This is a genomic window from Trichocoleus desertorum AS-A10, from assembly GCF_039962155.1.
Classification (GTDB): domain Bacteria; phylum Cyanobacteriota; class Cyanobacteriia; order FACHB-46; family FACHB-46; genus Trichocoleus.
Genome location: NZ_JAMPKN010000041.1, coordinates 1 through 20,805, shown reverse-complemented (window position 1 = coordinate 20,805; position 20,805 = coordinate 1). Strand labels below are relative to the sequence as shown.

The 20,805-nt window shown below is 48.4% G+C and carries 7 protein-coding genes; 4 read left to right on the top strand and 3 right to left on the bottom strand.

The window, feature by feature from the left end:
* Positions 1-77: 77 nt before the first annotated feature.
* A complete protein-coding gene (locus tag NDA01_RS26170; protein ID WP_348230291.1) occupies positions 78-8,762 on the bottom strand; it encodes an amino acid adenylation domain-containing protein in 8,685 nt (2,894 codons plus the stop codon).
* 212 nt (positions 8,763-8,974) lie between these two features.
* On the opposite strand from NDA01_RS26170, the gene NDA01_RS26165 reads away from it, so the two are divergent.
* The 4 genes from NDA01_RS26165 to NDA01_RS26150 all read left to right on the top strand — a co-directional run bounded on the left by NDA01_RS26165 (position 8,975) and on the right by NDA01_RS26150 (position 16,776).
* Positions 8,975-9,952, top strand: a complete 978-nt coding sequence (locus NDA01_RS26165; RefSeq protein WP_348230290.1) for an ABC transporter ATP-binding protein — start codon at positions 8,975-8,977, stop codon at positions 9,950-9,952.
* On the top strand, positions 9,949-10,731 hold the full coding sequence (locus NDA01_RS26160) for an ABC transporter permease (RefSeq protein WP_348230289.1): 783 nt from the start codon (positions 9,949-9,951) through the stop codon (positions 10,729-10,731). Before NDA01_RS26165 ends, NDA01_RS26160 begins: the two co-directional genes overlap by 4 nt.
* Positions 10,732-10,939: 208 nt before the next feature.
* The gene (locus NDA01_RS26155; protein WP_348230288.1) at positions 10,940-16,444 is read left to right on the top strand and encodes a trifunctional serine/threonine-protein kinase/ATP-binding protein/sensor histidine kinase; all 5,505 of its coding nucleotides are present in this window, start codon (positions 10,940-10,942) and stop codon (positions 16,442-16,444) included.
* 140 nt (positions 16,445-16,584) lie between these two features.
* Entirely contained in the window at positions 16,585-16,776 is a 192-nt protein-coding gene (locus NDA01_RS26150) for a hypothetical protein (protein WP_348230301.1), read from the top strand.
* 192 nt (positions 16,777-16,968) lie between these two features.
* Here NDA01_RS26150 and NDA01_RS26145 read toward each other — a convergent pair whose 3' ends face one another.
* Both NDA01_RS26145 and NDA01_RS26140 read right to left on the bottom strand, forming a co-directional pair.
* Positions 16,969-18,798 (bottom strand): sensor histidine kinase, encoded by a 1,830-nt coding sequence (locus tag NDA01_RS26145; protein ID WP_348230287.1) that lies wholly within the window; start codon positions 18,796-18,798, stop codon positions 16,969-16,971.
* 170 nt (positions 18,799-18,968) lie between these two features.
* Positions 18,969-19,763: a phosphate/phosphite/phosphonate ABC transporter substrate-binding protein gene (locus NDA01_RS26140; protein WP_348230286.1), complete on the bottom strand. Its 795-nt coding sequence runs from the start codon at positions 19,761-19,763 to the stop codon at positions 18,969-18,971.
* Positions 19,764-20,805: the final 1,042 nt, after the last annotated feature.

Sequence of the window (20,805 nt, the reverse complement as noted above, 5' to 3'; positions counted from 1 at the left end):
ATGCTCCTGATACCGCCTAAAAAGTGATGGTTCGAGATCGTCCGACCAGTGCCTTCACCCAATGTCTACGAAAGCCTTTACTGCAAAGACGACCGTTTGACCCGTCGAGCACTCCGAGGAATTGCGCCGATGGCTAGCACCGCAGAACTACTGCCCTGAAGCTGTTCAATGACCGTAGCCAGTGCTGCCACAGTGGGCGATTCAAACAAGTGGCGCAGAGAGATGTCCACCTGAAAGAGGCTACGCGATCGCGAGACGACCTGAGTTGCCAGCAGCGAGTGTCCACCTAGTTCCAAGAAGTTGTCATGGATGCTGATTTGCTCCAATCCCAAAACGTCCTGCCAGATGCCTGCTAGGGCTTTCTCTACCGGAGTTTGGGGCGCAACAAAAGGAGTTTCCGATTGTTTCTGTTCCGGTGCTGGTAGCGCCTTGCGATCGAGCTTTCCATTTGCGTTGACAGGTAGCGTATCCAGCGTGACAACAGCAGCAGGAACCATATACTCCGGCAGTTGTTGATGGAGAAAGGCTTGCAAGTCTTGAGATACGATCGCCTGTCCCGGTAGCGCAACTACATAGGCAACGAGTTGTTTGTCACCTAACGCTGTTTCGCGATCGATGACGGTCGCCGCTTGCACCGTTGGATGTTGTGTCAGAACAGATTCAATTTCGCCGAGTTCAATGCGAAAGCCGCGCAACTTCACCTGATGGTCGATGCGACCGAGATAGTCGATCGCACCATCAGGGCGGTAACGGACCAGATCCCCTGTTTTATACAGGCGGGGGGTGAGGTGGTTTTTCCCATTGCCTACAAATGGGTCGTGAATAAAACGCTCTGCTGTCAGCTCGGGACGGTTGAGGTAGCCTCGGGCAACATTTACCCCACCAATGTAAAGCTCGCCCCCCACTCCAATCGGCACCGGTTGAAGCTGAGCATCCAACACATACATCTGCGTGTTGGCGATCGGTCTGCCGATGGGAACTGAGCGCTGATCAGCTTCCGGTTGACAGTGCCAGTACGTCACATCAACTGCCGCTTCAGTAGGGCCATACAGGTTGTGCAACTGAGCACTGCAGCGCTCAAAGAAACGGTTTTGGAGGTCAAGGGGCAGCGCTTCCCCACTGCACATGACTTGGCGAATCGAGTCACAGCGTTCTACACCTGGTTCTTCGAGAAACACCCGCAGCATCGAGGGGACGAAGTGCAAGGTCGTAATCTGCTGCTCGGCAATCACCTGCACCAAGTAGGCTGGGTCTTTGTGTCCTTCTGGTCGAGCCACAACTAGACGTGCACCACTCATCAGAGGCCAGAAAAATTCCCAGACGGAGACATCGAAGCTGAAGGGGGTTTTTTGCAGAACGCGATCGTCCTTGGTCAACTGATACTCATCCTGCATCCACAGCAGGCGATTGCAGATGCCCCGATGGGTATTCATCGCGCCTTTGGGTTTGCCAGTTGAACCGGACGTATAAATCACATAGGCGAGGTTGTCAGACGTAACGCCGCTATCAGGATTGTGCTTGTAGCCTTGAGCAATTTGCTGCCAGTCTGTATCAAGGCAAAGTGTCTGTGCTTGATGGGGCGGGAGTTGATCGACCAGATAAGCTTGCGTTAACAAGATGGGCACTTGCGCATCTTCGAGCATGAACGCTAGACGGTCTGATGGATAGCTGGGGTCGAAGGGGACATATGCACCGCCGGCTTTGAGAATGCTGAGGAGTCCGATCACCATCTCCAAGGAGCGATCGACACAGATGCCCACAAGCGTGTCTGGTTTTACGCCAAGTGTCTGTAAGTAGTGAGCGAGTTGATTTGCTCGTTCATTCAGTTCTCGATAGGTGAGATGTTGCCCTTCAAAGCTAACGGCTACTGCATCTGGTGTCCGCTCCACCTGCATGTCAATCCACTGATGCAAACAGATTTCTAGCGGGTAGGCAACCTGGGTTTGATTCCACGCCTGTAGCTGCTGCTGTTCAGCGATCGGCAGGAGGGGTAGAGCCGCCAGCGTTTCGTCTGGATTGCTAACAATACCTTCTAGCAGAGTTTGAAAATGGCCTGCCATCCGGGCAATGGTTTCAGCGCTAAACAGTTCAGTGCTATAGGACAGTTGACCCGTCAGCCCGTCTGCCCCTTCACTCAATGTAATCAGCAAATCGCAGGTTACGGTGCCATTCTCCACTGGACTAGGATACTCCAGCGTCCAGCCAGAGGTATCGTTTGACATCGGGGGATCGAGGAGTAACATCACCTGGTAAAGCGGATTTTGCCCCAAGCGTCGATCCGATCGCGATACTTCGACTAGCTTCTGGAAGGGAACGTGCTGATGGGTATAGGCAGCCAGTGCAACCTCGCGTACTCTGACCAAAAGTTCTCGAAAAGTGGGATTACCAGATAGATCCGATCGCAGCACCAAGAAATTGGCAAAGAAGCCCAACAAGTTTTCTAGCTCTGGGCGATCGCGCCCTGCCGTAATAAAGCCAACTGGAATATCGGTTTGTCCGGTATAGCGAGCAAGTAGAGTTTGAAAGGCTGCCTGCAAAGTGATAAACAGCGTTACGCTCTCTTTGCGACAGAGCGCTTTCAGTTTGTTGGTCAGCTCTTTGGAGAAAGCGAGGCTGTAGCTGGCTCCAGCGAAGGTTGGGTTTGCAGGCGGTGGGTAATCGGTAGGTAACTGCAATGTGGGCAGATCAGTGAGTTGCTGCTTCCAGTACGCTAAATGGGGCTCTAGAACATCTGGCTGTAACCAACGTCGTTGCCAAAAGGCGTAATCTGCATATTGAATCGGCAGCTCAGGTAAAGGAGAAGGTTTGCCAGCCTGGAAAGCCGTGTAAAGAACTTCCAGTTCTTGCAATAGGATTGAGAGGGAAAGCCCGTCGTAATTGATGTGGTGCAGCGTGATGAAGAGCTGATACTCGGTTTCGGTGTATTGAACCAGGGTTGATCGCAGCAGCAAATCTGCACTGAGATCAAAAGGACGCTGAACGTCTGCTGTCACCTGTCGAATAGCTTCTGCCGCTCGATCGCCCTCAGGTAAACTCTGTAGATCAATACGATGCACAATGAATTTTGTCGCTGCCTGCACCACTTGCACAGGTAAACCGTCCACTGTTGTATAGGTCGTGCGCCAAATTTCGTGCCGTCTCACGATTTCTTGCAGCGCTTGCTCTAGTGCAGCCTGGTTGAGGGCTCCTGACCAGCGCAGGGCAAAGGTATGGTTGTAGTAGGGCACATTAGGCTGGAGTTGCGCCAGTACCCACATCATCTCCTGCGAAAACGATAGTGGAAGTGAGCGATCGCGCTGTACCGGGAGCAATGAAGGAGCTGATTGTTGGTCGTTTCGATGGCTTTCTATTTCTAAAGCTTGAGCCAGGTTGGCGATCGTGGGTGTTTCAAACAAACTACGTAGCGGCAGATCGACCTGAAAGATTGTGCGGAGCCGAGAAATAATCTGTACGCCTAGAAGCGAGTGCCCCCCTAGCTCAAAGAAATTGGCATGAGTGCTGACCTGTTCTAGCCCCAAGACTTCTGCCCAAATTTCTGCCATGACTTCTTCAACGGCTGTACGAGGAGCTACAAAGTCGGTTGCGGTCGTTGTTAAAGCTGGGCTAAAAGTCGGTAATGCGTTGCGATCAATCTTGCCGTTGGGTGTCATTGGCAGCGAAGTAAGCAGCATGAACCCAGATGGAATCATGTAGTCTGGCAGCTTTGACTGCAAAAATTGCCGCAAATTGTCAGTTAGCGTGCGCTGGAGAGTCCTTAAAAATCCCTGTGCTTCTAGCAGGTAATGCACTGCTTGTTGCAATAACGCTTGCTGAAGTGAAGTCAAGCTCAATTGAATGCCGACTCGTTGCTCTTGGTTCCAGGCAACCTGTCCTTCTAGAAATATGGGTTCAGTGGTGGTGGGTAACTGCAGGCATAACTGCACGGGCTGTCCGCGCTGCCAATCATCGGGTGCATTTCCAAGACAAAGCCCCCCCAGTGAGAGGTCTTCTGTGCAGAGTTCTACGGTACGATCGCCAGCTTCTACCCGACAGGGGATCTGCATCGGCACGCGATCGGGAATGAGATTGGAGACAACATAGGCGATCAGTCGCTTATTCCCTTGGACATCATCGCTTGCAAGAACAACCGCTTCTTGTACACCGGGGTGCTGGCCGAGTGCTGATTCAATGTCACCTAGCTCCACCCGGAAACCGCGAACCTTCACCTGTTGATCGAGGCGGCCAAAGTACTCTAGATTGCCATCGGCACGCAACCGAACGAGATCACCTGTCTTGTAAAGTCGGGGTGTACAGGATGTTTTCCCAGGCTTGAAAAGTGGATTGGGAATGAACTTTTCCGCTGTTAGTTCTGGACGGTTGAGGTAGCCTCGCGCTAAGCCTGCTCCCCCAATGTAGAGTTCACCAGGAACGCCGATCGGTAATGGTTGCAAGTCTTGATCTAACACATAGACTTGCACGTTAGATAAGGGGCAGCCAATAGGAATGGTTGTCTTGTCGGTAATGATGGGCTGAGAGAGAGAAGCAGCTGTTGCTACGATCGTGGTTTCAGTCGGCCCATAAGTATTGATCAGCTTGGGGCGATCGCCGACGCAGGTATTCCAGGTGGCAACCTGTGATGGGAGAGCCGCTTCTCCACCAATGATTACCAACCGCAGAGATACTGGCAATTTCAACTGGGCTGATGCCAACTGTGTTGTGAGCTGATGCCAATAAGCAGTCGGCAGATCCAACACGGTCAGGTGCAACTCCTGGCATTGGTGCAGGAAGGTTGCCACCGAGCCCAACATCTCATCAGTCCGCAGCACCAACGTACCCCCGGTCGTCAAACAGGGATAAATTTCCTCAGCTGCTGTGTCGAAACTCACAGAAGCGAACTGCAACAGGCGATCGCTGGCTGTCATTTCATACGTTGCGATCGCCGCCTGTGTGAAGTTTACAAGCGATCGATGTTCGATCATCACACCTTTGGGCTTGCCCGTAGACCCAGAGGTGTAAATCACATAAGCCAGATTGTTGGGTTGTGCGTGATGAACCGGATTTTCGTAGGGTTGCTGAGCAATAGTCTTCCAGTCTCGATCCAGGCAAACAATGTGCGCGCTGGCATCTGGCAAGGTTGTCAACCATTTTAATTGGGTCAGTAGCACTCCAACCTGAGCATCACCGACCATAGCAGCAATCCGCTCTTTGGGATAGCTGGGGTCAAGCGGCACATACGCCCCACCTGCTTTGAGGATGCCAAGCAGGCCCACAATCATCTCAGGCGATCGCTCCATACACAAACCAACCAGACTCTCTGGTTTAACGCCCAACTGTTTGAGATGATGTGCTAACTGATTGGCGCGATCGTTCAACTCCTGATACGTCAGTTGCGTTTGATGAAACACCACCGCGATCGCTTGTGGAGACTGGCTAACCTGCGCTTCAAACTGCTCGTGGATACACAGGTTGGTGGTGTAAGCAGCATCGGTTTGGTTCCATGCTGTTAATAACGACTGTTCGGTTGGGGTGAGAATCGGCAACTCCGATAAGTGGCATTCAGGATGGGCAACTATCCCTTCCAATAGGGTTTGGTAATGTCCCGCCATTCGCGCGATCGTGTCGGCTTCAAATAGCTCTGTATTGTATTCCCAAATGCCCAGCAGTCCGTGTTCGGTATACTCCAACGACAACGTTAAATCAAACCTGGCCAATTCCTGTTCCGGGCTGTCCATTGCAACAGTCAAATCTAGCCGTGCCCCATTTTCAAGCTGAAGGGGATGCAGTATTACGCCAGCTAATTCCAATGATGGTGTCGGAGCATTTTGCAAGACAAACATCACCTGAAACAAAGGTGTATGACTGAGATTGCGATCGGGATGAAGTGCCTCTACCAACTGCTCAAACGGCAAATCTTGATGGGCATAGGCTTCTAGGGCAACTTCCCGGACTCGCTTCAGTAAGTCCGAAACTGTCGGATTGCCAGATAGATCAGTCCGCAGCACCAATGTATTGATGAAAAAACCAATCAACGCCTCCACTTCTGCCCGGTGACGATTGGCGATCGGCGAACCTACCACCACATCGGGTTGCCGGGTGTAGCGATAGAGTAATAGTTGAAATGCAGCCAGAAGTGTCATGAAGGGAGTGATGCCCATCTGCTGGCTCAAAGACTCGATCGATGGGTTGAGTGCAGCAGGTAGCAGAAACGATTGCACACCACCCCTAAACGTTTGCACCGAGGGACGCGGATGATCGGTCGGCAATTCCATTACTGCAGGGGCACCCGCAAGTTGTTGTTTCCAATAGGCAACCTGCTCCTGCCCGTAATGTTGCATCGAGTGCCGCTGCCACTGGGCAAAATCAGCATACTGAATCGCGAGTTTGGGTAAGGGAGATGGTTGATCGAGAACATACGCCTCATAGAGCGCTGCCAACTCTTGAATCAACACGCCGATCGACCACCCATCGGAAATAATGTGATGCATCGTCAGCAGAAGAATGTACTCTGCTTCGTCTATGTGCCACAGATGACAACGAAACAGTGGCCCCTGAGCCAGATTAAACGGTTGCTGTGCGGCTTCGATGACGTGGCTCTGGGCAGCAGCTTCCCGTTCTTGTTGCGGCAGCGATCGCAGATCGATCACGGGTAGCGGCACTCTCAAAATTGGTGTAATAACCTGGAGTGGCTGTCCATTAACTGCGACAAGCGTTGTTCTTAAGGATTCATGGCGCTGAACAATTTCATCTAAGCTTCGCTCAAGTGCTGCCAGATTCAGCGATCCATTTAATCGCAACGCTTGTGGAATGTTGTAAAAGGCGCTATTTGGCACCAGCTGATCTAGAAACCACAGTCGCTGTTGGGCAAAGGAGAGCAGTAGGTTTTCGGTGCGAGGAATCGGTTGAATGGTGTCTAGGTGCGATCGCTCGACTCCTACAGCTCCTAAATGCTTGCCGAGTTCAGCGATCGTAGGCGCATTAAACAGGTGTCGTAGTGGTATCTCCACCTGAAAGAGATCCCGAATGCGAGAGACAACCTGCGTTCCTAATAGAGAATGACCGCCTAGTTCAAAGAAGTTGTCAGTAATGCCGACCCGCTCTAGCTTCAACACCTCTGCCCAGATATTTGCCAACTGAGCTTCAATTGTTGTGTGGGGGGCAATATATTCTGCTGGTTCGAAGGTGGTGCGATTGGGAGCAGGCAGAGCACGGCGATCGATCTTGCCGTTCACCGTCAATGGCAGTGATTCCAACCGCACAAAGGCAGTAGGCACCATATAAATGGGTAGTTGCTTCTGCATGAAGCTGCGAAGCTGAAGCGTTAACTGCTCACTGCTTCCTGCCTTGGGCACAACATACGCCACTAACTGTTTATCACCCAGAATATCTTCCCGCGCAATGACCACAGCCGCCTCTACCTGAGGATGTTGTCCTAACAGTGTTTCTAGCTCTCCTAATTCAATCCGAAAGCTCCGAATTTTGACTTGATCATCAATTCGCTCCAGATACTCCAAGTTGCCATCGAGACGCTGACGAACCAGATCTCCGGTTTTGTAGAGGAGAGGAGGAGAGATCGGAGAGTGAGAAGTTGGAGAGCCATTCCCATTCTCTATTCTCTGTTCTTCTTCCTTCAAGAAAAAAATTGGAATAAACTTTTCAGCAGTTAAATCAGGACGGTTTAAATACCCCCGCGCTAGACCTGCGCCAGCAATCCAGAGTTCACCCAATTCACCTAGGGGAACAGGCTGTAAATGTTGGTCGAGTACGTAGGTTTGAATATTGGCGATCGCTTTTCCAATCGGCAACTCAACCGTTGAATCAATCACTGCCTCCGATAGGTCATACAGTGTTGCAATCACAGTTGATTCAGTAGGACCATAGGTGTTTAACAGACGGACTCGCTTGCCAACCTGTTGTTGCCAAACCGCCAAGCGTGTAGGTAATGCCTTTTCTCCGCCAATAATCACGAGACGGAGACTAACAGGCATTGCTAACTGCTCGGTTTCCAGACGAGCTGTAAGTTCGTGCCAGTAAGCAGTTGGTAAACTGAGAACAGTGAGTTGCCAGGTTTGACAAGCTTGCAAAAAGGTAGAAACCGATGCCAGCATCAGCTCAGACCGCAGCACTAGGGTCGCCCCAACGCAGAGACACGGATAGATTTCTTCGGCACTGGCATCAAAGCTAATCGAAGCAAATTGGAGGACGCGATCGCGATCGCTCATCTCGTAAGCATCAATCACAGCTTGCGTGTAGTTCACCAGCGATCGATGTTCAATCATCACCCCTTTGGGTTTTCCTGTCGAACCTGATGTGTAGATGATGTATGCCAGGTTCGCCGCTGTTGCTTGTGAAGCTAAATTTTCTGGGTCATAGTCAGTTATCTTTTCCCAGTCGGCATCTAGGCAAAACACATCAAGGCAATGGTCAGGCAAAGATGGCAACGTTCCTGTCTGAGCTAGCAGCACAGATACCTGTGAATCTTCTAGCATCCAGGCAAGCCGATCTTTGGGATATGCCGGATCTAGCGGGACGTACGCACCACCTGCTTTGAGAATCGCAAGGATACCCACCAGCATCTCTAGGGAGCGATCGACACATAAACCCACCAGCACATCAGGCCCAACCCCCAGCGTTTGCAAATGCCGAGCAAGCTGATTGGCACGGGCATTCAACGCGTGATACGTTAACTGTCCCTGTTCGCACACCACCGCTATTGCAGAGGGCGATCGCTGTGCTTGGGCTTCAAACAGATTGTGGATCAATACTTCCCTAATGCTGTTAGTCATGCGATGGGTGGGATCAAAACAAGTGAACAAATTAAACAACTGTAGTGTTCCCTAGAAACAGCACGATTGACCTATGACGCCAACTTGCTACAAGGAATGGTGTTGTTAAACGTCGAGAAAATTAAGTTTTGAAGCAAAGCTTAGCTTTCGGGTACAACCTGGGAACTCTACAAAACAATGCGACAAGTCTTTTTGTTTCTGGTGAAGCTTTTATGCGTCAACTCTTCCCAAATCATCATCGAACGAAGATTGACGATACTATCACCGGATCTTTACCACCAACGGCATTGGTTGCCCATCATTTGTGCAAGTCCTATGGCGATCGCGCTGTGGTGCAAGATGTCTCATTCACGCTGGAAGCTGGCGAGATCTTGGGCTTTCTGGGGCCAAATGGAGCTGGTAAAACTACCACAATCGGGATGCTTTACGGCGCGGTGATTCCCGATCGCGGTTTCGTGCAGCTCGATCGTTGGCAGGTACAAACACAAGGGCAGCAAGCTCGCTCCCGCATGGGGATTGTCACCCAGGAAGACAATCTTGACCCAGAACTGACAGTATTTGAAAATCTTGTCTTTTTTGCCAACTACTACCGCATCACAGGGCAAGCGGCTCGTCTGCGCGCAGGAGAATTATTGGCTCAAGTTGGGCTGCAAGAGTACGGCAAATATAAGCCTGACGAACTTTCTGGTGGATTGAAGCGACGGGCGGTTTTGGCAAGAGCGTTGATTAACAGACCCCATATTGTGTTTCTAGATGAACCAACGACTGGACTCGACCCTGATGCACGGCAGGAGTTTTGGAAGTTGGTCAGTCAACTCAAGCAGGATGGCTGTGGAGTGCTGTTGACAACTCACTATATGGATGAAGTGCAGCGCTTGTGCGATCGCCTAATACTGCTCCAGCAAGGTCAGGTAGTTGATCAGGGCACATCAGCAGCATTGATTGAGCGCATTATTGGGGCAGAAGTTGTGGAGGTTGCTGGCGTTGCCGAATCGGTGCTGCAACAACTGGCAACGCAAGCAGGTGTGTGGTGCAGTTCCTTTGGTAGTAGTTATTTACTCGCATTGCCAGCCCATGAACCTGATCAGCTTTGGCAACAACTGGGAGGTATACAGCTAACCAGTCTGACTCGTCGCCGCGCCAATTTAGAAGATGTCTTTCTACGGCTGACAGGTAGGTCTCTACAATGAAAATTCGCTCAACCGTTACGCTTTGGGGAGTCTATTCTGTCTGGCGACGACATCTGAAAGTGTTTCAAAACACTTGGATTGTCAACTTCTTGCCACCAATTCTAGAGCCGATCGTGTACTTAGTCTCGTTTGGTGTTGGCTTAACGCCACTCATTGGCAAGGTGAATTACGAAGGGCAAACTATTAGCTATCTCACCTTTCTCGCTCCTGGCATGATCGCTGCTGGGGCACTCTATCCATCGTTCTTTGAAGGGTCTTACGGCACGTTCATCCGATTGCGTTTTGAGAAGATTTGGCAGGCCATGTTGACGGCTCCTTTAACCTTCACAGAAGTATTTTTGGGTGATTGGCTGTGGGCAGCAACTCGCGGCACAGTAGTCGGCTTTATGACAGGCATGGTAGCCGTTGTCTGGGGGCTCTACTCGTTTTGGCACCTAGTCTTGTCACTACCCTTGATTTTCTTGGGAAGCTTGTTGTTCGCCGCGATCGGACTTTTCACGGCTGGTTGCGTTAAAACGATGGATCAGGTGAACATTCCTGTTTTTCTGCTCATTATCCCGATGTTTACCTTCTGCGGTACTTACTTTCCGAGAAATACTTTACCGCCCCTCCTGAAAACTATTACCGGATTTTTTCCTCTCTCTGCGTTTACTGATCTGTTGCGGTGGTCTTTGGGATTACCCAATTTTTGGCTCTGGGAATTGCTGTGGATGTTTCTATGCACTGCCGTCTTTGGCGTTTTAGCTTGGCGGCGTATTTATCCTCAGCTCTTCCGCTAAACGTTTGCAAGAATCATCCGCCTGAAACACTTGCTAACACAACCTTTCAGGCAACTGGAGTTCAGTAATTCCCTCGAAGTTTCTATAGCAAGCTATACCGCACAATAGAAACGTAAAACACTGTAATAGTGGGATTCTGTCGTGCAGGTATCTTACTATTACAGTTCTTTAGATTAAACATAAACCTGTCTCAAGTGGCGCGATTAAAATGAACTCGAATTACAGCGTTACAAGCAAGCTTTATGAAAATGTCAATACTGTTATCTATCGCGGTCAAGATAAAGAGAGCGGTAGATCTGTTGTCATTAAGACGGTAAGATCTAGCGATCCGACACAGAAGGAAATCGCCAGGTTGCGGCATGAATACGAGCTTTCAAAAGATCTCAACATCAAAGGGGTTGTCAAGCCTTATGCGCTAGAAGCTTTTGGCGCAGGGGAGGCAATGACTCTTGAGGATTTTGATGGTGAATCTTTAAGAATATTTTTGTCTTCTAGAACGCTTACTATTAAAGATTTTTTGGCGATCGCCATTCAACTCGCAGAGACCCTGGGAGAACTCCATCAAAAAAATATTATCCATAAAGATATTAAGCCGCAAAATATTATTATTAATGTCTCAACTGGACAGGTTAAGATTACAGATTTCTCCATTGCCTCTCGTCTGTCTAGAGAAAATCAAGTTATTAGCAACCTCAATTTATTAGAAGGGACGCTGGCTTACATGTCGCCGGAACAGACCGGACGCATGAACCGCTCCCTGGATTACCGCACAGACTTTTACTCACTAGGGGTGACATTCTACGAGATGCTCACAGGGCAGCTCCCCTATACAGTCACCGACGCAATGGAGTTAGTCCACTGTCATATTGCGAAAAATGCTCTCCCTCCAAATACACTGAACGCCCAGATTCCCCATGTTCTATCAGCGATCGTCATGAAGCTGTTAGCAAAAACGGCTGAAGATCGCTATCAAAGTGCTTACGGTATTAAAGTAGACCTGGAGACTTGTCTGAAACAGTTAGAGACTACGGGTGTAGTTGAAGACTTTACCCTTGGTCTACGTGACATCTCTGCTAAATTTCAAATTCCACAGAAGCTCTATGGTCGTGAGCAGGAAGTTGCAGTCTTACTGGCTGCCTTCGATCGCGTAGCAGACGTAGGGAATAGCCAAGAACTTTACCCGACTCTCGATTCTCAACACCCCGCTCCGTCTCGTAGCGAACTCATGCTGGTAGCGGGCTACTCTGGCATTGGCAAATCGGCTTTAGTCAATGAAATCCATAAGCCAGTTGTACGTCAGCGTGGTTACTTTATTGCTGGAAAATTTGACCAGTTTAAGCGCAACATTCCCTATGCATCTCTCATTCAAGCGTTTCAAGAATTAATTCGACAAATTCTGACTGAAAGTGAGGCTCAAATTCAGGTTTGGAAAGAGAAACTAATCACGGCTCTCAACCCAAATGGTCAAGTTATTATTGATGTCATTCCTGAAGTTGAGCTGATTATTGGATCGCAACCAGCGGTGCCTCAGTTAGGATCATCTGAATCTCAAAACCGCTTCAATTTAGTGTTTCAACAGTTTCTGAGTCTTTTCGCTCAGAAAGAACATCCTCTAGTTCTCTTTCTAGATGATTTGCAATGGGCAGATTCTGCTTCTTTAAAGCTCTTACAACTGTTAATGACGGCTTCTGACCAACAATGCTTGTTGTTGATTGGAGCCTATCGAGACAACGAGGTGAATCTAACCCATCCCTTAATGTTGGCGTTGGAAGACATTCAAAACGCTGGAACGGTTGTTAATACAATTACTTTAGCGCCGCTAGCTGTTGATGATGTGAATCAATTAGTAGCTGATACGTTGCACAGTGATACAGCTAAATCTAGACCATTAGCTGAGCTTTTGCTGCAAAAAACAGGAGGAAACCCCTTCTTCTTGACTCAGATGCTTTCCTCATTGCATCAAGAAAAGCTGTTGTCTTACAACGTAGAATCTGGGCAGTGGCAGTGGACGCTTGAGCAAATTCAGCAGGTAGGCATCACAGACAACGTTGTGGAGCTGATGGTAGGCAAATTACAAAAACTACCTGACGTGACCCAAAACGCCCTGAAGTTAGCGGCTTGTATTGGTAGCACATTTAATCTTAATTTATTAGCGATCGTTAACGAAAAGCCTTTATCCACAACAGCAGGTGAGTTATGGGAAGCATTACAGTGCGGACTGGTCTTACCGCTCAGCGATACCTACAAATTGGCGCTGGTTGATTCGTCGGGAACTGATTCTTCGGCTGCGGGAGAGACACTAGAGGTTAGTTACCGCTTTCTTCACGATCGGGTGCAGCAAGCTGCCTATTTTCTGATTCCTGAAGAGGGTAAAAAAGAAACTCACTTAAAGGTGGGACGCTTGTTGCTGAAATATACGAAACCAGCAGAGCGAGACGAAAAGATTTTTGACTTGGTCAACCAGCTAAACATTGGCATTGACTTGATTACTGATCAAATAGAAGGAACTGAATTAGCAGCATTAAATTTACTAGCTGGACGCAAAGCAAAAGCAGCAACGGCATATGAACCTGCGCTGAAGTACTTAACCACAGGTTTGGATCTGCTTGCAGAAGATAGCTGGCAAAGTCAATATGAGCTAGCCTCTGCTTTACACATCGAAACCGTTGAAGTTGAGTACTTGAATACCCACTTTGAGCGAGCCGAGCAGCTCACTGAAGTTGTTCTAGAACATACTCAAGATCTCTTGCAAAAAGTCAAGGTTTACCAGACCAAGATTTATTTCAACATTGCTCGCAATCAAATGTTGGACGCGATCGCGACTTCATTGCAAGTGTTAGACCTGCTGGGTGAAAGTCTGACTCAAGAAGCACCTCAGGAAGTTGTAGTTGAGGATTTAATCCATCTGCTAGAGATGAGCGATCCGTACAAGCTGGCAGCAATGGAAATTCTGATTACGCTCTTGACTCCCTGTCTGAATGCCAAACCAGAACTACTTCCTGCTATGTCATTCACGCTGGCTAGTCTGGCGATGCGACACGGTAATTCTTCCTTTGCAGCGATGGGGTATGCCTTGTATGGCTTAATCCTCTGTGGTGGCTTAAATCGCATTGAGGAAGGATATCGCTTTGGCCAACTGGGTTTGAAATTGCAAGAACAGTTTCATGCTAAAGAGTTAGAGGCAAAAGTAATCAATATCTTTAATGTCTTTATCAGACATTGGAAAGAACCTGCCAAGACGACAATTAGCCCTTTACTTGCTGGCATTCAGGCAGGGTTAAATACAGGCGATGTAGAATATGCCTGCTATAACTCCACATCCTACTGTAACTATCTATTTTTTGTTGGAGAACCGTTAAGCGAAGTTAATCAAAAGCAAGCGAAGTATGTCGAGTTGCTGCTGAGTCTCAAGCAAGAGTATCAAATCTACTTTACTCAAATTGTCAGGCAGCTGGTCTTAAACCTGCTTGATGACGTGAGCGATCGCACTTGTTTAGTCGGCGAAAGCTTTGACGAGCTAAAAATGGTACCGATTTTTGTCGAAACAAAGATGGGTACACTGCTTTTTCTCACCTATCTTGCAAAAACGATTCTGCTCTACATTCTCAAAGATTACCGTCAGGCACTTGCCTATGCTCAGAGTGCAGAACCCTACCACGGCAACATGGTGGGTTTTATGCAGTTTGTTGAGTATAACTTCTACTATTCCCTATCGCTGCTGGCAGTTTATGAGAGCGCAAGTACCGAGGAGAAGGCACAGTATCTGGAAAAAGTTAATCGCAATCAGAGCCAACTCAAACAATGGGCATTTCACGCTCCAGAAAACTATCAGCATAAATATGATTTGGTAGAGGCGGAAAAAGCGAGAGTTTTGAGCCAAGTGCTAGAGGCGATGGCCTACTACGATGGCGCGATCAAAGCAGCAAGGGAACAGGGTTACGTTCATGAAGAGGCGATTGCGAACGAGGCAGCAGCGACCTTCTACCATTCACAGAGACGGGAGGAAATTGCTCACCTTTACCTCATGAAGGCACATCGTAGCTATGCTCGCTGGGGTGCGATCGCTAAGGTGAACGAGCTAGAGGCAACGCATCCTAAGCTATGCTCTCAATCGACCCTAGAGTCATCCACGATGGGTTTGACCCACTCTAGAACCGCTTCGACTCTCATTACAGGGGGCGTGAGTGCCCTGGATTTAACGACGATTGTGAAAGCATCGCAAGCGATCGCAGGCGAAATTGTGCTCAGTAAGTTGCTGGATAAATTGCTGACAATCGTAATGGAAAATGCAGGCGCTCAGACAAGCTGCTTGATTCTAGAGCGAGCCGGTCAGCTCATGGTAGAGGCAACTGGAAGTGTAGACCGAGATGAAATTACAGTGTGGCAGCCACAGCTTGTCTCCACGAGCCAGCAACTGCCTGTATCAGTCATTAATTACGTAGCAAGAACTCAAGAAACGCTGGTCCTTAAGGACGCAACCCAAGAAGAGAAATTTGCGCGTGATCCTTACATTGTAAAGACGCGATCGAAGTCAATTTTATGTACTCCTATTATTAATAAGGGCAAGCTGATTGGTTTGCTCTACCTTGAAAACAACTTGACTACAGGAGCCTTTACGCCTGAGCGCTTAGAAATTTTGAAGCTGCTTTCCTCACAAGCTGCAATCTCATTAGAAAATGCGCTGCTGTATAGCAATCTAGAAGTGGTGACTCAAGATTTGCAGCAAGCCAACGTTCAGCTAGCAGACCATAGCCGCACGCTAGAACAAAAGGTAGAACAACGTACATTAGAACTGCAAGAGAAAAACGGACAGCTTGAATCGACACTCAATGAGTTGAAGCAGACACAGATTCAGTTGATTCAGACCGAAAAGATGTCAAGTTTAGGGCAGTTAGTAGCGGGTGTTGCTCATGAAATCAACAATCCGGTCAACTTCATTCATGGCAATTTGACTCATGCAAGCTGCTATACCAATGATCTGCTGGAGTTGATTCAGCGCTATCGGCAACATTATCCTCATACACCCCCTGAGCTGCAAAATTTAGCGGAGGAAATGGATTTAGAGTTTCTCATTCAAGATCTTCCCAAAATCCTGAATTCGATGCGTATTGGAGCCGATCGTATCCGTCAGATTGTTCTGTCACTCCGCAATTTCTCGCGCCTGGATGAATCCGACATGAAGTCGGTCAATATCCATGAAGGAATTGAAAGTACCCTGCTGCTGCTCCAGCACCGACTACAGCGCAAAGGAAGCTTGGGCATTGAAGTGGTGAAAGAGTACGGTGACTTACCCTTTGTTGAGTGCTACGTCGGGCAGCTTAATCAAGTATTCATGAATATTTTCAGTAATGCGATCGATGCTCTGGAGGGCTGTGATCAGAGGCAGCAGGCTTGTGAGCTGTTACAGCGATCGGATCGATCTGAATCTGTTTTGGGCATTATCCGCATTTGTACAGAAACACTCAGTAATGATTGGGTGAGAATCCGTGTGATTGACAATGGTATTGGCATGAGTGAAGACGTTCGCAGCAAGTTGTTTGATCCATTTTTTACTACAAAACCTGTTGGAGCTGGTACAGGCATGGGCTTATCCATCAGCTACCAGATTGTAGCCAACAAGCATAATGGTCATTTCAGATGTGAGTCAGCTCCAGGTCAAGGCGCAGCATTTATTGTTGAAATTCCTGTTCGGCAGAAATATATTGGAGATTAAAAGAGTATGATTGACCTGCGCAGGTCAATCATACTCTTTCCCAAGTGTCGGCAACTCCACTAGGCGTTGCTCTGCCCCAGCTTCAGTGCTGCTGGTATAAATCAAGCGCAGATCAGCGGCAACAGCTTTACGGTCTTTGTATGAGACGTAGGACAGCGAATTTTTCACGTGGGATTGATGGCACATCCATAAAGGCAATTGCGTCCGCACAAGAAGCGGTGATGATGACCTTACAAGGCATGATTAGGGATGACCAGCACATCCTCAAACTGCACCTGTTTCCCAACTCTCGATCAGGTGGGCAATTGCAGGCAGAAGATCACGACCTGTAGTGGGGGTACATCGAATGCCAATTGCCAGTCATATCTGATTCCTGCCCCACCTTGATTCTGGGGGAGTGGCTAACGCCTGGAAGGGGGACAAACCTACCCAAAAGCTGGTAGTGCCCAGAACTAGGGATAATGGCGTAATGGAATTCTCAATCTACATGGGTTCGAGCGCTGGATAGCCTTACATCTTGAGCACTACCGCTGCCGAGTTGGAATTTGAATCTTAAACTCCGTTCCTTCGCCCTGGGTTGAAAGACAATCCAACTTGCCAGCATGTTTTTCAGTAATGATTTGGTAGCTGATGGACATGCCCATACCCGTTCCTTTACCAATTGGCTTAGTGGTAAAGAAGGGATCAAATACCCGTTCTTGAATTGCCTCAGGAATACCAAGTCCATTATCTGAGATTGTCACGATGATCCATTTGGTATCCAGAACTAATGTGTGAATTTTAATGTAACTTGGCTCGACCTTCCTCCCTTGGTCGGTCTGCTTAGCATGGCGCTCTTCTAAAGCATCAATCGCATTGGCCAGGATATTCATAAATACCTGATTGAGTTGCCCTGGATAACAGTCCACCAGGGGTAATGGACTGTACTCTTTAATCACTTGAATCTCTGGACGTTCGGCTCTGGCCTTTAAGCGGTGCTGCAGGATCAACAAAGTACTGTCAATCCCTTCATGAATGTCCACTGACTTGAATTCTGCTTCATCTAGGCGAGAGAAGTTACGCAGAGACAACACAATCTCCCGAATGCGCTGTGTCCCCATTCGCATAGATTGCAGAATTTTGTGGAGATCCTGGGTAAGGAAATCAAGGTCAATTTCATTTAGGGTTTCTTGTAGTTCTTGGGGTGGATGAGGATAGTGCTGCTGGTACGCCTCCACGACTTCCAGTAGATCCTGTGTATAGCTATGCATGTGGTCGAGATTGCCATGGATAAAATTGACTGGGTTGTTGATTTCATGGGCCACTCCAGCGACTAATTGTCCTAGACTCGACATTTTTTCGCTCTGTACCACTTGAGTTTGAGTTCGATGCAATTCTTCAAGCAACTGTTTGAAATGCGCGTTCTTTTCACTCAACGCTTGGGTTCGCTCTTCCACTCTTTGTTCTAAAGTTTGGCTATAGGTCTCTAGCTGGTGATTAGTATCTTGCTGCTGTTTCAGCAACTGGTTCACTGAGTAAATGAGTTGATTGAACGACCGAGCCAGCGCGCCAACCTCATCTGTACTTGTGACAGGAGCTTGCAGGTCAAAATTAGACTCTCGAATCGACTGCTGAGCAATATTTGTTAGGGTGCGAACAGGACGAGCGATCGCCCGAGCGATCACGAAGGCTAGCACGATGGCGATTGCTGTGGAGAGCGCCATGCTAAGGATGATAATTCGTAGTCGTAGGATGTCAGCTTGAGTGAGCTGTGCATTGGCTTGGTCTTCTTGTCGTTCTGCTGCCTGGTTAATCAGCGCTAACCTTTTGGCAAGGTCTTCAAATTGGATTTTGATCTGAGTTGCCTCGGGTCCACGAACTGCCGCTACAATCTTTTTTTCTGAAAGAGCCAGCCCGCCGGATGACCGTTTTTGCGAATCGATTTGTTGCCAAAGGCCTTGCATTAATCGATTGTACGCATCTAGGGTTTGGTGATACTTTGCCAATAATTCCTTCAATTCAGCTGGACTGACTGCTGTATCGTGTGGGTTGTTTTCAATAAATTGCTCTAACTCAGACAACGTTCGCTTCAATTGACGAGAGGAGAGTTGAAACTTACTCGTTTCGTACTGGAACCACACCGAATCCTCAAGCACGGCAAACAGCTCTTGAGGATGAGCCCGAACAGTTAAGGTAGTTCGCTCTAGCTCTCCTAACAGGTCTTGTTGATAATCCGTTAGCTCATGACGAGACTGAGCCTGCTGCTGGTAATAATTGCCGATTACGAGTCCGATTGCAGTTCCAGTCACAGCCATGCCAATGGCTAGCCCATAGCTATAGCTAATTTTCTTGGCAATACTAGAGTTTGCAACCACAGATTTGCAGGAATGAAACCACAGCTTCGGGGCACTCATATAAAATCCAGCCAGCAGTAACTATCAGATGCGCATCACAACAAGATGAGCGAGGTAATCAGCAGCGTGCGATCGCTGAGCTTATTCCCTCGGTCTATTAGAGAACCTCTTAGCGTCTAGTATCTAGACGCTCACTGAATCACTTCTGATTGCCCAATCACACGATAGACTTCCCGAATCATGTTGTAGTCCGTGTCGTTGGCAATGCTCAGGGTTCCACCCCTAAATCTTTTCGCAAGTTCCTCTCTAGCCGCAATCGCCTGCATGAGTTTTTCTCGGCGCTCCAGCATGCGTGAGCGCATCACTTCAACCACTTGAGGATTGATCTGGCTACTCACGGCAAAAACATCCCCTGGTAGCAGTGGACCTTGCGCTAAAACTGGATAATCTTTTGCGGACAGACCTTCCTCTTTCAATGTTGCCAAGTAGCGAGAAAGAGCCCTTGATGCCGCATCGATTTTGCCCGTTTTCAATCTCCCGAGGCGATCGTCATTCTCTGGCTCAATGATTTTGACCTCCAATGGATTCACCCCCGCATTAATCAGTATCTTGACAGCACCTAGATGAGAGGCGGCTGCCCCGAGTTGCCAAACATCCAACGTTTTTCCTTTGAGATCTGCAAGGGACTGAATGCCACTACCCGCATAGACAGCAATCACCGTGCGATAGTTCTGGCGTTGGAGGGTAACCAAGGGAATCGCTTGTGCCCTAGCCCGTAAAACCACATATTCCGAGGGTCCCGCCCAAGCAAAGTCTATTTCTCCTGATAGCATGGCTGGAGCAGCAGCGATCAGATTCTCCACGGGAAAGAACTCGATCTTGGTTTCCAGAACTTCTTCCAGCGCTACTCGAAACGGCTCATAGTCACGCTGCAACTCCTCGAGTCCTTTCGCATCGGTCACGGCAAAGCGGAGTTTTTCTGGCATGGTCACTCGTGAGTGAGTAGATCGAATTCGGGTTGTAGCAGAACAACCTCCTACAAACAGCAGAGAGCCCGTGACAAAATTACGTCGCTTCATAATGGGTTTGGTATCACAAGGAATGGGTTTGGCGTCACGAGGCGCGTTAGGATGGTTAGTGTAGCTCTTCAAGAGCAGTAAGATTAATCTGCCAAGTTCTCAAAAGTTCTCAAGGCTTTTAGAAGGTCACAGCATGCCAGTGGGATAATGGTAGTTGTGGGAGGGAATGAGCTTAGGAATCCCCAAATATTCAGTGAGACTACGAGTGTAGGCAGAATTTACGCGTTTTGTAGGAAATTTCTAATCAATTTGTCAGAGATCTAGTCTCTTGACTTCTACAAAATCTCAAGTAGTGAAGTAATAAATGAATCGAGTGTCTCAGCATTTCCTCGCGCTTGAAATCGCACAACGTCTTGCGATAGAAACACAATCGCCCTTTACCGGGAAAACAATGGGGTGAAGATCTGGATGACTTTAAGAAATTCCACGAGATTATTGAGCCAGCAACCGCATCTTAATGATTAAAAACTTTTGGTGCGTTGGCTTGCCTGTGCGGAGCACGTATCGCCCTATTGATGGGTGGAAAGAGGGTACTGAAGCAGCACGTCCCCCTCAAATTCTGCTCTGACTTGCAGTAAAACTTCGTCCGCTTCAGTCCAGGCGAGTACCATCTGATCACAAAGCACGACTGGGACAACCCTAAAGAGTTCTCAAGCTAAGCTTGTCCCGCAACTTCGGAGCAGTCAGTCTATTACAACCCCAGGATCACGACTTGTACCGGGAGCCAATCGAACACCAATCTCCAGCAATATTTAGCTCTTGCTCCAACCTTGATTCTGAGGGAGTAGCTGACGCCTCACCGAGCGCACTGAACTGGTGCAAGAGTTAAAACACTGGGTAGTCCTAAAGATGTAAGGATGGGGAAGATGAAGTTAAATCAATGATTCATGTCTGCCTCTTTACCTGCTTGTCCTGCTTGTGACTCAACTCATATCGTCAAGAATGGCAA

Excerpts from the sequence above, each read along its gene's own strand:
- NDA01_RS26170 (WP_348230291.1), bottom strand. The coding sequence starts at position 8,762 with ATGACTAACAGCATTAGGGAAGTATTGATCCACAATCTGTTTGAAGCC.
- NDA01_RS26165 (WP_348230290.1), top strand. The coding sequence starts at position 8,975 with ATGCGTCAACTCTTCCCAAATCATCATCGAACGAAGATTGACGATACT.
- NDA01_RS26160 (WP_348230289.1), top strand. The coding sequence starts at position 9,949 with ATGAAAATTCGCTCAACCGTTACGCTTTGGGGAGTCTATTCTGTCTGG.
- NDA01_RS26155 (WP_348230288.1), top strand. The coding sequence starts at position 10,940 with ATGAACTCGAATTACAGCGTTACAAGCAAGCTTTATGAAAATGTCAAT.
- NDA01_RS26150 (WP_348230301.1), top strand. The coding sequence starts at position 16,585 with ATGAGACGTAGGACAGCGAATTTTTCACGTGGGATTGATGGCACATCC.
- NDA01_RS26140 (WP_348230286.1), bottom strand. The coding sequence starts at position 19,763 with ATGCCAGAAAAACTCCGCTTTGCCGTGACCGATGCGAAAGGACTCGAG.